The 15,345-nt window shown below is 49.5% G+C and carries 11 protein-coding genes; 7 read left to right on the plus strand and 4 right to left on the minus strand.

What is annotated here, in order from left to right; all coding sequences use genetic code 11:
• Positions 1-7 precede the first annotated feature (7 nt).
• The 4 genes from HPY86_01135 to HPY86_01150 all read left to right on the plus strand — a co-directional run bounded on the left by HPY86_01135 (position 8) and on the right by HPY86_01150 (position 5,601).
• Positions 8-1,036, plus strand: coding sequence for a PorV/PorQ family protein (locus HPY86_01135; protein NPV13522.1), 1,029 nt, complete (start codon positions 8-10; stop codon positions 1,034-1,036).
• A 67-nt stretch (positions 1,037-1,103) separates the two neighbouring features.
• A complete protein-coding gene (locus HPY86_01140; GenBank protein ID NPV13523.1) occupies positions 1,104-2,603 on the plus strand; it encodes a PQQ-like beta-propeller repeat protein in 1,500 nt (499 codons plus the stop codon).
• Positions 2,600-4,951, plus strand: a complete 2,352-nt coding sequence (locus tag HPY86_01145; protein ID NPV13524.1) for a DAK2 domain-containing protein — start codon at positions 2,600-2,602, stop codon at positions 4,949-4,951. The genes HPY86_01140 and HPY86_01145 overlap by 4 nt, the downstream gene beginning before the upstream one ends.
• Positions 4,948-5,601: a glycerol-3-phosphate acyltransferase gene (locus tag HPY86_01150; GenBank protein NPV13525.1), complete on the plus strand. Its 654-nt coding sequence runs from the start codon at positions 4,948-4,950 to the stop codon at positions 5,599-5,601. The genes HPY86_01145 and HPY86_01150 overlap by 4 nt, the downstream gene beginning before the upstream one ends.
• An 85-nt stretch (positions 5,602-5,686) precedes the next feature.
• On the opposite strand, the gene HPY86_01155 is transcribed toward HPY86_01150, so the two are convergent.
• Positions 5,687-9,415, minus strand: coding sequence for a hypothetical protein (locus tag HPY86_01155; GenBank protein ID NPV13526.1), 3,729 nt, complete (start codon positions 9,413-9,415; stop codon positions 5,687-5,689).
• A gap of 150 nt (positions 9,416-9,565) precedes the next feature.
• Between HPY86_01155 and HPY86_01160 the strand changes: the two genes are divergently transcribed.
• The 3 genes from HPY86_01160 to HPY86_01170 are packed head-to-tail and all read left to right on the plus strand — an operon-like array spanning position 9,566 to position 13,019.
• Positions 9,566-10,705: an aminotransferase class V-fold PLP-dependent enzyme gene (locus HPY86_01160; GenBank protein ID NPV13527.1), complete on the plus strand. Its 1,140-nt coding sequence runs from the start codon at positions 9,566-9,568 to the stop codon at positions 10,703-10,705.
• Positions 10,705-11,349 (plus strand): hypothetical protein, encoded by a 645-nt coding sequence (locus tag HPY86_01165; GenBank protein ID NPV13528.1) that lies wholly within the window; start codon positions 10,705-10,707, stop codon positions 11,347-11,349. The genes HPY86_01160 and HPY86_01165 overlap by 1 nt, the downstream gene beginning before the upstream one ends.
• A gap of 2 nt (positions 11,350-11,351) precedes the next feature.
• Positions 11,352-13,019 (plus strand): formate--tetrahydrofolate ligase, encoded by a 1,668-nt coding sequence (locus HPY86_01170; GenBank protein ID NPV13529.1) that lies wholly within the window; start codon positions 11,352-11,354, stop codon positions 13,017-13,019.
• A gap of 11 nt (positions 13,020-13,030) precedes the next feature.
• Here HPY86_01170 and HPY86_01175 read toward each other — a convergent pair whose 3' ends face one another.
• Genes HPY86_01175 through plsY form a run of 3 tightly spaced genes read right to left on the minus strand, consistent with a single transcriptional unit; the run spans position 13,031 to position 14,982 of the window.
• Positions 13,031-13,375, minus strand: coding sequence for a MerR family transcriptional regulator (locus HPY86_01175; protein NPV13530.1), 345 nt, complete (start codon positions 13,373-13,375; stop codon positions 13,031-13,033).
• The gene (locus HPY86_01180) at positions 13,376-14,371 is read right to left on the minus strand and encodes an NAD(P)-dependent glycerol-3-phosphate dehydrogenase (protein NPV13531.1); all 996 of its coding nucleotides are present in this window, start codon (positions 14,369-14,371) and stop codon (positions 13,376-13,378) included.
• Positions 14,368-14,982: a glycerol-3-phosphate 1-O-acyltransferase PlsY gene (plsY, locus tag HPY86_01185; GenBank protein ID NPV13532.1), complete on the minus strand. Its 615-nt coding sequence runs from the start codon at positions 14,980-14,982 to the stop codon at positions 14,368-14,370. Before plsY ends, HPY86_01180 begins: the two co-directional genes overlap by 4 nt.
• Positions 14,983-15,345 lie beyond the last annotated feature (363 nt).

The following is a 15,345-nucleotide window of genomic DNA, read 5'->3' on the forward strand; positions in this document are numbered from 1 at the left end:
GGCTGATATGGAACTTGGGAAAAAATTAACAGTTATCACGCTTGTCTTTGTCGTTGTTGCACCTGCCTTCGCTGCCTTCACCAAAGTTGGTATGGCGGGATTACCCTTTTTAAAGATTGGCGTTGGTCGAGGGACTGGAATGGGAGAAGCATTTGTGGCGATAGCGAATGATGCTTCAGCTACTTACTGGAATCCTGCGGGTTTAGCACTCGTTCCCAACCGCCAGTTGGTTTTGAATCACATAGACTGGATTAACGACATCAGCCACGAGTTCATTGCTGCGGTTGTGCCGTCAAATCTGGGGAGTTTTGGCATTTCGGTTACAGCGCTTTCACTCGGTCAGTTTGAGGAAACAACAGTTGACGAGTATCAAGGTACAGGTAAAACCTTTACTGGTGCGGACCTCGCAGCGGGAATTTCTTATGCTCGAATGTTTACTGATAAATTGTGCTTCGGGTTAACCGCTAAATTCGTCTCGGAGAAAATCTGGAATGTCGGAACAAGCGGAATCGCGTTTGATTTCGGAGTACACTATAACACCGGCTGGCGGAATTTGCGAATGGGGATGGTGATTGCCAATTTTGGTCCAGACTTGCACTATTCAGGCAGTCAACTCAACTTTACTTACGACCCAGACTGGGAATGGCCCTGGACCAGAGAGCCGATACCGGCGACATATCTTACTGAAACCTTCCCGTTGCCAGTTTTATTCCGCTTGGGACTTGCCTACGATATCTTTAGCAGTGATGCCAGCACACTGACCGCGGCGGTTGATTTAAACCATTTCAACGATGTGAACGAAAAAGTAAATATCGGGCTGGAATACCGAACTGGTGCCTTCGCACTACGGGGTGGATATATACTCAACACCGATGTCAACTACGCAGCAGACCTTCGTTGGGAAACCGGAATTTCGTTTGGAGCGGGATTTCGGGTTAAGCCAAGTTCCAATCTTGCTCTTGGGCTGGATTACGGATATCGGAATCTTGGAAGATTAGGAATGTCCCATCGGTTGACACTCGGGGTGGATTTTTAATCGGACGCGCGAGCGAATTTTAGGATTTTAAAGAGTCAGTTTTAACGTCGTCAGTCAGGAGGTAAATATGAATTTAGCGATGTGGTGCATATTGGTATTGGTCTTAGACCTAACACCAGAAAAAAATGTTTCAGTCATTGAGAATTCTCGCGCATCACAGCATTTTTTCCCTGGTCCAGGGTATTTACTATGGTCATTCCAGGGTGTTGATGACATAGAATGTGTTGCACCATTCTGGGATGTTGATGGCGATGGTGTGAATGATGTTCTTGCCGAATCTTTCGATGCCGGTGCCAGCGGTGTCGCACACTTCTTCTGTCTTTCCGGTTCGTCAGGTGATACAGTCTGGGCAGTTTGGCCCTCGGGTGGTGTTAGTAACAGTGGTGGTTGGGGAGACCAGTGCGTTTCAGCGGCGCCGGATTTAAATGGTGATGGTTTGGGTGATGCGCTGTTGGGAACTGCTTGGGGCGGTAGAACAGTTTTCGCTATCAGCGGTAGAGATGGTGCGATTCTATGGTCGTATGATACCTATCAAGACTCAATTGCTTCAGGGTGGGTTTATAGCGTTACACCGCTACCCGATGTTGACGGCGACTCTATTTACGAGGTTTTAGCCGGTACCGGTACCTATTGTCAGACTGTTTTCTGCTTCTCGGGAGCCACAGGAACAATCCTCTGGCGGTTCTATGCCGACGACGCGATTGGGTCGGTGTGTGCCATTCGGGATGTGAATGGTGATGGATATGCCGATGCGGTTGCTGGTGCCTGGGGTAACAGTCGCGACCGTCATGTGTATTGCATCAGTGGCCATAGTCGTGGTAATCAACCTCAGATTCTCTGGTCTTACCTTGCTGCCGGTGATGTTTATTGTGTGCGTTCTATTCCTGATGTTAATAACAACGGCATCGATGATGTTGTTGCTTCAACCTGGGGTAATTATGTGTATTGCCTGGAGGGTAGCACCGGGCAGTTAATCTGGTCCACCAATATCGGCAATTACGGGATGAGGATTGAGCTACTGGCAGATATCAACGGCGATTCAGCTCCGGAGGTGATTGTCGGCTCCTGGAATTCCGCAGTAATAGTTCTTGATGGACGAAGTGGAACACAGCTGTGGCGCACATCAGTAGGTGATGATGTCTGGACAGTTTACCCTATTGGTGATGTCAACAGCGACGGTGTCCCGGATGTGGTTGGTGGTTCTGGTGATGGTAATGTTTATTGTTTAAGTGGCAGAGATGGGACGCTAATCTGGAACTATGCAACCGGGGGTTGGGTAAATTCAGTGCGGAGTATCGCTGATGTTAATGGTGATATGCGGGACGATGTCATCGCGGGTAATCAGTATCGGGAATCGCCTGGTTATGTTTACTGTATTGAGGGCGATAGTGTGGTATCAGCGGTAAATGAGTTAGAGGCACCAATAAAGATGACAATTGAACGGGGGCGAGGAACAATTTATGACATTACCGGTAGGCGGGCGAATAAATTGCAGCCCGGGGTTTATTTTATGATATCTGGGGAAAGGGGAAGAACCGTTCGGCAAAAGTTGTTGGTACGGCAATGAGCCGTCCCGTTCGAATTGCCGTTGACAGCACAGTTAACTTCAGTCCGGAAGAACAGGCACAACTGGGTATTGAAGTTCTACCGATTATTCATATTACCGGTTTACCCCAGGAGACGGAAAATCGCCTGAAACAGGGAGATTACCAGGCTCTGTATCAGTTAATTTCTGCCCGGCAAAGTCGGCGGCTTGTTCTGGGAACGCATGCGGGCAGTCCCTGGGAAATAAAGCAGATTCTTGAATCGGTAATTCGGAAGTATGATTGTGACCTTGTCTGTTTTGTTGTAAGCGGTCAACTTTCCGGCGTGTACGACAACACCCGACAGGCGGTACAGGAGTTGAGCCGAAAATACCCCAATCGGATTGTCGTTTTTGGGGAACAGGCGTTTATTACATTGAGTATTTTAGCACGAACTACTGCGGTGTACGCGATGAAAGGCAAAAGCATTGATGAAGTCCTGGAATTCGTTGAGGATAAACTTGGCCAGGGTTTTGTATGCGGTTGTTTACTTGATGTGCGGCGGTTACGACGCTCGGGTCGTGTGCCAATTCCGGCCTTACTTACTACGATCGCGCAGCCATTTTTGAAAATTTTCCGGTTGCTGCCATTCTTTATCCTGGAAAGCGAAAAACCCCGGACCATGGCATTGGTGCGAAAAAGCCAGTTTGAGAGGTTTGTCCTGGACACAATCCGACAGCGGGTGGGATTTCAGGAGCCAATAGTTGCCCAGGTTTCCTGGACCGGTTCTGAGGTTATGCCTGATGCCGAACGGTTAAGAAAGATTATCGAGAACCAATCGGAGTTTGCTTTGGCTGAGCCGGTTTTGTTTCAACCGGCGAGTCCAGTAATCGGGGTCCATGCTGGCGCGGCGCTTGTGGCGTTTGGGGTTCTTGGGTTAGGTTACGAGACGATTTCCACTTCGGTGTTTTTACACTTCCTTAACGAAGCCCAAAAAGAACTTAAAATCTTTCAACGAACGGTAAATGCAATAAATGTGTTCCCGGTTAGAGATGGGGATACCGGTTCCAATTTGCTATCTCCGCTTACTGATGCGGGAGTGGATATCGATGTTTCTCTACCCTTTGGACAGATGCTAAAACAGGTTGCGATTGGAATTGCCCGAAAAGGGGGCGGATATTCAGGCGGAGCAATTGCCGCCTACTTTCTGGGGTTGAGTGAATATGTGGAGAGACATAACCCGGGCTCAGATTTAACAGTTGAAACTCTGGTTAAAGCCTTAAAGGCAGGTACGGACCGATGCTACGCTTATTTTGGTTCTGAAGCGAAAGAAGGGACTATCCTTTCGGTAATGCGCGCTTGCGACCAGGCAGCACAAAAGGCGTTTGAACAGAGACCCACACTGCGCAATGTTCTGACCAGTGCCTATTTTGCCGCAACCGAAGAACTGTTAAATCCTAAGGTACAGGAGGTCGAGATTTTACGGCAGGAACGGCTGGTTGATGCGGGTGGATTTGGATTCACACTAATTTTGTGGGCACTGTTGCGCACCCTGGGTATTGCTCGCGACCCAAGGCTGAAGGCGCGTTATCAGCTGGTGTTAAAAGAGGCCCAGCGCCATGGGGAGTTAGCACAGCGGCTCATTTATCGCCATCAACCTCCTGAGTTGCGCGGTTTCTGTGTCGAAGGCTGTGTTCAGGGTGAGGTCGCTGAGGAGTTAAATAAAGCGTTCCTTATGCTTGATAACCGTTTGCCCAATCCCAAGATGACCTTTAATGTAGTGGATGGGACAACCCATTTCCATATCCATGTATCCGAAGGTCTGGAGCAGGAGGTGTTACGGATTGCCGCACGATTTGGTTATGCGGTGCCGCCCAAACCGCCAACCCGGCTGGCAAAGCGAAAAAGAGAAATTTATCGTTTTCGTTTTGCCCGGACTTTCAACTGGGCAAGAAAGGTTCCAGGGTATGTCGTGCGCTTTTTTGCTAACTGGGTTGCCTACGCGGTGCTGTTTCCCATAATGTGGTACCGTGCCCATCACCGGTATCAAACTCTACAACGGGAGGTGGAAAGGTTGCGTTTGATTCAGCGGGCATTTGAAAGTTATGTCCGGACCGGTGAGGACTCGCTACTTGTTCTTGATTCCCAGGGCACGGTGATTTTCGCTTCTAATTGGGTTTACGAGAGATTGGCGTCGGAAGTAACCGGTCTTGAAAAGATTTTTCCTGCTGAGGTAGTGCGACTCCTGCGTGAAAAAACCGAAGAGGCAATCAGTCAGCGGCGTGCAGAATTTGAGTTGAACATTGGGCAATTCTGGTTCGATGTTAAGGTATTGAGGAGCGTTGGGCTACACGGGTTTCTTGTTCGCTACGGTCAAATTCATAACATATGAAACTACTCTTTTTCGGATTGGCGCTGTTGGTGGGCTACTTTTTTGGTTCAATGCCCTTTTCCTGGCTTCTGGTTCGAGCCTGGAGGGGAATTGATATGCGCCACTATGGCAGCCGCACCGTTTCCGGCTCGATGGTTGGTTTTCTTGTATCTAAACCAGCGGCGGTGCTGGTTGGAATCCTTGATATCCTTAAGGCGCTTGTTCCGGTTTCTGTCGGTACGGTTCTTTTACCCAACTCGCCGTTCCCGCTACTGATTGGTATTGGCGCGTTTGTTGGACACACCTGGCCTGTCTGGCTTGGTTTTCAAGGTGGGAGGGGTGTGAGTGTGATTCTTGGTTCTTTGCTGCCGATATTCCCAATTGGTACAATATGGATTTTAATCGCGTTAGGGTTAGGGAAAATTTTGCGAGCCGGTGCGATAATGGTTTTTATCTTCCTTGCCCTTTCACCTGTTCTGGCGTTATTGCTTCATAAACCAACAGAAGTTACCGTTTTTTGTTTAATACTTTTCTTGCTTACGGTGATTAAACGGCTGGAGGCAAACCGGGAACCATTGCCGGCAAAGGGGAAATTTACGGTATTGATGCGTCGGCTCCTGCTCGACCGGGACATCAACGATTATCAAGCCTGGATTTCTCGTAAACCTTAAAATATCCAAGGTTGTCTATTTCGCAATAGAGCATAAAGAAAATGGGGCGGAGAAGTTCTCCGCCCCACCATTTTGTTGTTTTTCTTTAACGGGTGATAACCGTTTTCACCTTGGTTGAGGTTTCTGGTGTTTGCAGACGGATGAAGTAAACGCCATTGCTGAGTTGTCTGCCCGCATCATCGGTGCCATTCCACATTGCTGAGTAGTTGCCCGCTGTCATTTTTCCGGAGGCGATTGTTTTGACCGCCCTGCCGGTCGCGTCAAACACCTTCAGGTCGACATAACCCTCTTTGGCAATTAGCCAGTGGATTGAAGTTGTGCGGGGGAACAAACTGGGAGCGACAGCAAGGATTTTTCCTTTACCGAGGAGGATTGCGCCATAATCTTCGCTGACTCCGGTGGGCACGTCGGTAGAGAACTTAATCGCATGTCCGGAAACCCAGGGTGATGCCCCACGGTGATAACTACCATCGAGCAATACCTGGATGTACTTTGTTCTTGTTGGGTCCTGGATGCCCACGGTTGCTGAAGTTCCGGGCTGATTTGCGGTGAGGTACTGGAACACAAAACGGCAGTTACCATCTTCGGCAGCGAGGGTTGTATCATAGAGGATAATCTGGAACTTATCCCATTGCCCGCGGGGGTCGAAGTAATGTACTGAGTCCCATTCAATGATAAATCGGTGGTTGGCGGCATCGTGATAGTACCAGACGCCGTTACCGGTTGGTGGATACAAATCGTCCCAGTTGGCAGCAAGTAGCGGTGGCATTGATGTGTTGGGTAGCGAGGTGTTAGTATAAGTTGTAACCGTTGAATAGCCTGGTGCAATCCAGCCGTTGGAACAGATAGATATCTGGTTGTAAGACTGGCCATAGAAGATGAATGGACCAAACGATGATGGCAGAGTTATCTGGACGGTCTGGTCGTCGCTTAAAGTCAGCCTTGTACCCAGGTTTCTGATTTCCACCCAGTTGAACTCGGGATGCGGGGGATAAAGTGTGTCGACTTCATCGTATGACCAGTAGAGGGGCGGATTGCTGTTGTCTGGAATCGGGTCGATTGACCGGATTTCGCCGACGACAATTGTGAAGGTTGCTTGACTGAAATAACCGTTGTCGGCATAGATGTTAAGGGTACAGGAGATTGGGGTTTCCGGTAAAATCGATGGGGCGGCAGTGATGGTGAAGTGGTCAGAATAGTTTGTTCGGGATGAGTCAACGAGGATTGTACCGTAGAGTGCCACGGAATCCGGTACAGTGAGTCTTGAATCGCCCGAACGGAGAACTGCCCGGACATTGTAAGCATTGCCCAAGCCCGTATTGGCAAGGGTAACTTCGAGGTCAGCAGTTTCTCCCGGGTCAAGCCTGCCATTAGGTTGACTTCCCATAGAGTCCTTAACCGTTTTTGCAACAAAGCCGATTGCCGGCGCGCCAACATAGAATGTAACATAGGAGACCCAGGTTGAGTCAAGAGCATCCTTACAGATTAGTGAGCAGGGAATGGCATAACCATTGGGCAGACCCTGGGCAACGGTCATTGCAAACCCCTGGCTGTTCAACGCTGAGTCGCCTGCCGGGATGTTGCCGAAGGTTTTAACCGAGTCGGTGATGGTTACACCAGCCGTGTGGGTGCGGAGTCGAGCGGTAACATTGTTTGCCTGGAGGCTACCGTAGTTCTTGACCCAGGTGGGAATCCGGAACGATTCGCCGGGATTGATGATACCGTCACCATTGCCACCCGGTGCGGAGTCGTTGATTGAGTGGCGGAGATAGGCAACATAGCGACCCGAAGACATCACAACAATTGAGTCAAGATACGGGATGTTGTTGGCACCGGTAATCGCCACTTGCAAAAATCCCGGAGTTGGGCAGGAGACAAGAAGGGTAACCTGACCTGAAGCATTGGTGAAGCCCCGAACAAAGGTTTCGCCCGGTTTTTGCAGTACAACCATTGCCGATTCCACTGGTGCGAAGCCCGGGTTCTGTACGGTGATTGTGACGGGAATGTTGTTGCCAATGTTGATGGCACCCGGTTTGGTTACCTGAGCAATGAAAGGCTTTGCCGACCAGATGGGCGTTGCCGGTTCACCGAACAGGTGTCGCTCCATAATCTCCATCCGGTACTTCTGGGAGTCAAGGATAACCGGCACCCAGTAGTCACGACCATAGGAAAGCATCTCACCCTGATGAACTTTCCGGCTGGTCCGGAAGTTCAGAAATCCATAGCCGATGGCGTAGTTGAGTTTTTCGGCAACATTGACCCAGCCTGATTCGTAATTCATCATTACGCCGATAAATCCGTTGGGCGCATGGTTGAACATATTTTCCGCGATACAGTCGCCGTTGGTTGAACCCTGGTCCCACTGGCCTACATTGCAGGAGACCGCGGTGATGCAGTTGAGGCGGTTGGTATTGGTGAGGTTGAGCATCATTTGTGAGGTGACATAGCCGTTCAGGTCATAAACATCGGGATCGCCGTGGGCAATGACCGCGGTGAAGGTGTAGCCGGAGTTCAGAGAGTCACAATAGCGTTGCGGTGTGGGTTGGACCATTCCACCCGAGTAGTACATCTTCAGGTCAAACCAGGGCGGGGATGGTGAGGCGTTGGCGATTGAGTCGTTGTAGTTGTTGGAAAATGCCACTCCGTTGGGGAGCAGTATTTTGTGCCACCATTCGCCCGTGGTGTCGGGTGCAGTTTCATAACGCAGAATTTTGCTGCGCACATTGGCGATTTCCGAAAACTGGTTAAGGGTCATCATTCCGACATGGACATCAGCGTAACCATCAACCGAGTCGGCATTCTCACCAAAGATGTTGTTGTTGTTGCGGTCCCAGGTTCCATCAAGGTCGGAAAAGTACATATCTGAGTAAAAGTTATAACCGTACACATAGCACACGCGATAGTAGTTGGCGGGATAGTCAGGACGGGCGATAAACACATAGATGATTCCCCAGGTGGTGTCGGCATCTTTAATGAAGTTGCGCATTTTTTCTGCATTATCTCTTCCCGGATAGGTGTTACAGATTGATTCGAGGATGGCGATTCTTGAGCGCCAGCCTAGTCGGGTGCGCCAGTCACGCAGCCATTTCAATGAGTCGGCAAACTGCTGACTGGTGATAATCAGATGTTCGTATTCGCCGGGTTCAAGGAATTGGGAACCAGAACTTTTTGTCCGTCGGGGCGGAGCAAATCGGTCGACATCTTCCGGATTAAGAACAAGCATCTTTACCTGGTCGCCAAACATCTTAATCTGCATATCGGTGTACGCCGGGGTGTGGCGTTTACCGGTTTCGTAGTTAAGCCGGACGGTAATGCTGGTTAATTGATAGAGTTTACCCTCAACCGGATTGTAGCGTACCGGGTAAACGAGAAAACTGGCAATGCGGTAACCGGATTTGTTGCCGATATGGGCAAAGGTTGCTGGTTGAGCGGGCCAGATTGCATCGCGTTCATAAATCTTCGGGTCGGGTGGTACGAAGGGCATTGGTTCGTAATCTTTTTTCCAGGGAATGGGGTGTTGGACCGGCAATATTTTGTAAGAGCCGGGGACCGGTTGTTCTTTGTACGATACAATTTCTATGTTTGTGACTTCGGCATCGGCTGGTATAACCAGTTGATAGGGCAGGACGGGTAAATCGGGTTCGCCGAGCCTGCCCGGATGGGCTGCTATTCCGAAGTCCACTTTGGTCCAGCCGTCTTCGGTCTCAATCCGGAGGGCATCGACCGGGTAGTTGAAACTACGGGTGATACTGCCTCCGATGGAGACGGTGAAGGCGGCAACCAGCGTCAGTACGACGATAGTTAGACGCTGCATTGTTGTGCCTCCTTTTGGATTATAGATAGCCATTTATTCCTTGCACGGGGACCTCTATTAAGTCATTCCGCGCACTTAACTATTATACCCATCGGGTATAAAAGTCAACATAAATTGACATTGTAATTTTAACAAGGAAAATTGAACGAGATGTTAAATCAAAAAGTGGAACGCATCCGGACGCTCTTTCCGGTTGTAAACCGACTGGTCTATCTGAACCATGCCGGTACCGGACCGTTGCCTTTACCGGTTATCCGGGAAATTGAGAGGTTCTGTAAAAAAGCGGCAGAACATGGGTCGGTGCCATATCAGGAGGCGGAAGGTGTTGTTGAGAAGACCCGGCGCCTGGTTGCGCGGTTAATGGGGGTAAAGCCGGCGGAGGTTGCCTTTGTAAAAAACACTTCAAGTGGAATTATCATTGCAATCGGTTCGATTCCCTGGGAGCGGGATGACAATATGATTATGATGAAGGACGGTTTTCCTTCAAACTCTTACCCGTATCATCTGCTATTACCAGAGGTTGAAAAACGGTTTGTTACCAGTGTCGAACTCACTGAGGGACCAGAGTGTGTGTTTCGTCTGGTTGATGAGCACACCCGGGCGATTGCTTTGGACTGGGTCCATTTTCTGTCAGGCGCTCGGTTTGATATTGAGGTGGTTAGCCGGTTTTGTCAGGAACGCGGGATATATTTTATTGTTGATGCGATTCAGGGTCTTGGTGCAATTGCTACTAATTTCGGTAAAATCGGCGCCGATTTTGTGGTTGCAGGTGGAGGAAAGTGGCTTTTAGCCCCTCAGGGTATTGGCGTGATGTATGTAAATTCCCGGGTTTTGCCCCGGCTTAAACCCTTTAATCTGGGCTGGCTTTCCTGTGAATGGCAGGAGTTCAACGACTGTTTTACCCCTCGACCATTAAAAAAGGGTGCTCGGCGATTTGAGGAGGGCACGAAGAATTACCTCGGTATTTACGGGCTCCAGGCGGCGTTAAAAATTCTACTTGGATTTGGTATTGACAATATCAACAGTCGGATAAACGGTTTAATTGAACTGCTGCGCGCGAGAATCACCACACTGGGTTTTGAGATTTTAACACCTGAGAATATAACCCAGCGAGCCGGGATTCTTGCCTTTCGGCGCAATGGGTCTAATATGGTTCAACTGCAGCAACAACTGGAGGAAAGGGGTTTTGTTGTTGCGGTGCGCGAAAACTGGTTAAGGGTATCTCCTCACTTTTACAATACCGAAGCCGAAATTGAACATTTCGTGGAGCAGGTTAAACTTATTAAATAATGCGTCGATTGCTATCATTGTTTCTAACCATTAATTTTCTCTTGCCTTCGGTTTGGGCAGATGCTGATAAGTCGGTTGATGTGATTGATGAAGGTGAGGGACAGTTTCGAATAGAAGTTCCGCTGAGTCCGGTTGACACCGGGCGGGGTGCGAAGGAATCACAGGGTCTGGAAGCTGATTGGTCTTTTGATGACGGTGGCGCGGGTATTGGTTATCTTAAAATAGCGATAGACACATTTCCGGCTGAGGTTTATCTTGATGGCAAGAAATTGGTGCTTAACGGTCCGGTGCAGGAGTTTTCTATCATACAGGGTAAACATTTTGTCAGCCTCTTTTCCCCGAAACAGGTTTACCTCGCATACCGGGATGAGACGCCCGAGGTGTTCTGGCAGAAGGTTGCGCCTGAAGGGCTGGGTACGGACCGTTTTGGGCTTATTGCCAGTTATGAGCGCGAGGCGGTGCGTACCGGAACAAGATGGGTTCGGGTGACGCCGGAAGAGACACTGGTGGTGAGTCTTTCGCCGATTGAAGCCCGGCGGGCTTATCGCCGGAACGCGACAACTGCGGCGATTACTTTCTTCAGCATCGCTACGGTAATTGCCGCCGCAATGTTCGGCAGTGCAGCATTACTGGCAGGAGAGTGAATATGTTGTCGGATATTGAGATTGCTCAGCAGATAAGACTTTTACCAATCTGGGAGATTGCCCGAGGGTTGGGGATTAACGATATGGATTTAATCCTGCCTTATGGCAATTTCAAGGCGAAACTCTCGGTCCGGTTGCTGGAACAAATTAAATCACAGCCTACCGGTAAACTGGTGCTTGTTACCGCAATTACACCAACTAAATTTGGTGAAGGAAAGACCACAGTGTCAATCGGGCTTTCAATGGCGTTTAATCGGTTGGGTAGAAAGTCAATAGTCGTGCTGCGCCAGCCTTCTCTGGGACCGGTCTTCGGAATTAAAGGCGGGGCAGCGGGTGGCGGTTATTCTCAGGTATTGCCGATGGAGGACATCAATTTACACTTTACCGGTGATATCCATGCGGTCACCGCGGCTCACAATTTGCTTTCGGCAATGCTGGACAACTCGCTCCATTTTGACAATCCACTTGGCATTGATGAGCGGGAGATATTCTTTCCCCGGACAATTGATATGAACGACCGGGTGATGCGTTCAATGGTTGTTGGCTTAGGAGGCAAGAGCAATGGACCGGCACGGGAGGACAGTTGTGTTATTACTGCAGCCTCGGAAGTTATGGCGATTCTTGGATTGGCACGCGACCGGGCTGATTTGAAAAAAAGGCTGACGCAGATTCTTGTGGCTTTGAGTTTCGACGACAAGCCGATTACCGCCGGTGACCTTGGCGCGACCGGCGCAATGGCGGCACTTTTGAAAGATGCGATTAAACCCAATCTGGTTCAGACAACGGAGAATACGCCGGCGCTGATTCATACCGGTCCTTTTGCCAATATTGCGCACGGTACCGCATCAATCATCGCGACCAATGCCGCGCTCCGGCTCTCCGAATTGACCGTGATTGAGGCCGGGTTTGGCTCAGACCTGGGTGCGGAAAAGTTTATTGACCTGGTGGCGCCGATTGGCGGATTCAAGGTTGACGGTTGTGTTCTGGTGGCAACATTACGCGCCTTGAAACATCAGGGTGGAGCGCCGGATGCCCGCAAGGGGTTGTTGCGCCACCTCTGGCTGGGTCTGGAAAATTTACGGCGCCACATTGAGAACTGCCGAACTCTTGGTATGGAACCGGTCGTAGCGGTTAATCGATTTGAAACCGATCCGTCCGACGAGTTAAAACTGATTGTCAAGTCTTGTGAGGAGTTAGGGGTCCGGGCGGTTATCTGTGCGCCGCACAGCGCCGGTGGCAAAGGTTGCGAGGAACTGGGTCAGGCGGTTTTGGAACAGATGGCACAGAAACCCGGCGATAATAAGCCGGTCTATGATACTGCGATGAGGGTGGAGGATAAGATTGAAGCGGTCGCCCGGAAAATTTACGGTGCCGAGCGGGTTGTTTACACGCCACGTGCCGAGCGGGACATCAAGCGGATTTACGCGCTGGGGTATGATAAACTCCCCATCTGTATTGCCAAAACGCCCCTTTCTTTGAGTGATGACCCGGATTGTCTTGGTGCCTGCAGTGGTTTTAAGATAACCATTTCCGCGGTCCACATTCGAGCCGGTGCCGGATATCTTGTGCCGGTAGCCGGTGAAATGGAGCTACTGCCCGGGCTGGCAAAGAAGCCGAATGCCTTGAAGATTGATATCGCTGATGACGGCAGAATCAGTGGACTGTCTTAATCGGGTACTAACTAATTAGCGCTCTCGTCGCTTTTTAAAAGGGCGCGCAGTTCAATCAACTGTTTTTTTAGCCAGAGGAGGAGTTGCGCATAATCTTTTGTTTGAGGGATTTCTTCTTCGGTTATATTCATCGTAGCAAGTTTGCGTTTGGCACCCTTGACCGTCATCTTTTCCCGGTGGAGAAGGTGCTGAATCAGTTCCAGTTTTTTGAGCTGTTCTGATGATACGATGCGCCGACCCGCGGAGTTGCGTTTGAACTTTATTTCAAACTCCTTTTCCCAGTAGCGCAGCGTATGAGGCTGGATGCCCAATTTTTTGCAGACCTGTGTAACTGAATAAAATTTTTGAGGGCTCATTTAATAAAACTCCTTTTTTAAAGGCCGACTGAGTAAACGTTCAATACTTTCCAATGGTTGAGTTCCCTGATAAAGGATTCGGTAAACCTCTTCCGTGATTGGCATTTCAACCCGCATCTGATGGGCAAGTTCTCGTCCGGTAAGGGCGGTAACCGCGCCTTCGGCAACTCCGGTAAGTTCTGCCTGGGCGGTGCGGGCGTCTTTACCTTTTCCCACCAACAGCCCTAACTGGTGGTTGCGAGAGTATGGAGAAAAGGCGGTGACAATCAAGTCACCCATTCCTGCCAGACCGGAGAAGGTCAAAGGGTTGGCATTGAGTGCCAGACCAAGACGGGTGATTTCTGCCAGACCACGGGTCAAAAGCGCGGCTTTGGCATTAATGCCCAGACCCAATCCATCAATGATGCCCGCCGCGATGGCAATGACATTTTTGAAGGCGGCAGCAATTTCAACACCGACAACATCGGTGTGATAGTAAATCCGCAGGTTGGAAGTGGTGAAAAGGTCGCGAACAAATTGTGCAGCATCCTCATTTTCTGACACGGCGACAAGGGAGGTCGGGTCTCCCTGAACAACATCGTAGGGAATCGCAGGTCCGGCAAGGACAACTACCGGCAAGGAGGGAATGGTTGATTGAAGTGCAACCGAAAGCCGGCGTCGCGTTGTTGGTTCGATACCTTTGCTTACCGAAACCAGAGTCCGCGTTGTCTTTGGTATCAAGGGGTGAATTGTTTTCGCTGCTTCAATTAGAGTTGCTGAAGGTGTGGCAAAAACTAATACCGTAGCCTCGTTTATTACCAGTTCAAGATTTGTTGAAAGTTTGATTGCATCGGGCAAAAGTACATTTTCCGGCAGGTCAGGATGGCGGTGGGTGGTTTTGAGCTGTTCGATGTTGCGGGCGTTCACATCGTAAAGGGCGACTTCGATTTTCTTTGCAAACAGTTTTATTGCTAAGGCGAGTGCCCAGCGGCCAGCGCCGATAAAAGCGACTTTCATATTTCCTCTTTCCTGAAAAGTTTTCGCCACAGTCCAAATTGGGGTTCGGTTTTGTTGATTAAGCGCCGGATGTTGGGGATATGGCGAATGAAGATGATAAGACCGGTGCCGAGGGCAAAGAGCAAAAGGGGAAGATTCGAGCAATAGCAAAGTCCGGTTACAACCGGGAAAAGCAAGGCAAAGGAAAGCGAAGCGAGGGAAACATAACCGAAAATAATTAGGATTAACAGATAAACCACCAAAGCGATAAGCAGACTACGGGGGCAGAGAAAAGCGGCAACCCCGATTGTGGTGGCAACGCCTTTACCGCCGTTAAATCCGAGCCAGGGGGTGAAGATGTGGCCGGCAATGGCGCCTAATCCAACGAGTACCGGTGTTAATCCAATGTTGTGGGCAAACATTGTGGGCAATAAACCTTTGGCGATGTCAAGAATCAGGACCGGTATCGCCCAGCCGATACCAAGGGTACGCTGGACATTGGTAAACCCGATGTTACCTGACCCCTTTTTTCTAATATCAATGCCGGCAAGTTTGCCGGCGAGAAAACCAAAAGGAATTGAGCCGGGCAAAAAACCAAAAAGGAGTGAAAATAGCCCATTTCCGAGGCTCATATTCAATAGCGTAACTCTGGTCTGATAGCGGAGTTTTCAGGCTTGTACCTTATGGTCATAGGTAATATATACATTTTTCAAAACATTAAGTCAATAATGAGCGGTTATAGCCGGTTGGATAGCATCATTACAGGCGACAAATCGTCCTGTTTGTGGTTGTTTGAGACCGTTGCGAATGATAATTGCGAATATCGGGTTCTTAGTCTTTCTAAATAAAATCGGCATACTATATTTAGAGCCTGTAATACGAAGATGTTAACGATTTGGTTAACATATTAATAAATTGTGAGTTACACGCTAGCAGTGGAATGTTATACGGTCCAGTGGGTCGTTCCGGAGGTGGTTTCAGTTGTCCCTTTGTCT

Source organism: candidate division WOR-3 bacterium (genome assembly GCA_013177935.1).
Classification (GTDB): Bacteria; Hydrothermota; Tepidihabitantia; order Tepidihabitantales; family Tepidihabitantaceae; genus Tepidihabitans.

What these genes read in the sequence shown, in the direction of transcription:
- HPY86_01135 (NPV13522.1), top strand. Translation starts at nt 8, where the DNA reads ATGGAACTTGGGAAAAAATTAACAGTTATCACGCTTGTCTTTGTCGTT.
- HPY86_01140 (NPV13523.1), top strand. Translation starts at nt 1,104, where the DNA reads ATGAATTTAGCGATGTGGTGCATATTGGTATTGGTCTTAGACCTAACA.
- HPY86_01145 (NPV13524.1), top strand. Translation starts at nt 2,600, where the DNA reads ATGAGCCGTCCCGTTCGAATTGCCGTTGACAGCACAGTTAACTTCAGT.
- HPY86_01150 (NPV13525.1), top strand. Translation starts at nt 4,948, where the DNA reads ATGAAACTACTCTTTTTCGGATTGGCGCTGTTGGTGGGCTACTTTTTT.
- HPY86_01155 (NPV13526.1), bottom strand. Translation starts at nt 9,415, where the DNA reads ATGCAGCGTCTAACTATCGTCGTACTGACGCTGGTTGCCGCCTTCACC.
- HPY86_01160 (NPV13527.1), top strand. Translation starts at nt 9,566, where the DNA reads ATGTTAAATCAAAAAGTGGAACGCATCCGGACGCTCTTTCCGGTTGTA.
- HPY86_01165 (NPV13528.1), top strand. Translation starts at nt 10,705, where the DNA reads ATGCGTCGATTGCTATCATTGTTTCTAACCATTAATTTTCTCTTGCCT.
- HPY86_01170 (NPV13529.1), top strand. Translation starts at nt 11,352, where the DNA reads ATGTTGTCGGATATTGAGATTGCTCAGCAGATAAGACTTTTACCAATC.
- HPY86_01175 (NPV13530.1), bottom strand. Translation starts at nt 13,375, where the DNA reads ATGAGCCCTCAAAAATTTTATTCAGTTACACAGGTCTGCAAAAAATTG.
- HPY86_01180 (NPV13531.1), bottom strand. Translation starts at nt 14,371, where the DNA reads ATGAAAGTCGCTTTTATCGGCGCTGGCCGCTGGGCACTCGCCTTAGCA.
- plsY (NPV13532.1), bottom strand. Translation starts at nt 14,982, where the DNA reads ATGAGCCTCGGAAATGGGCTATTTTCACTCCTTTTTGGTTTTTTGCCC.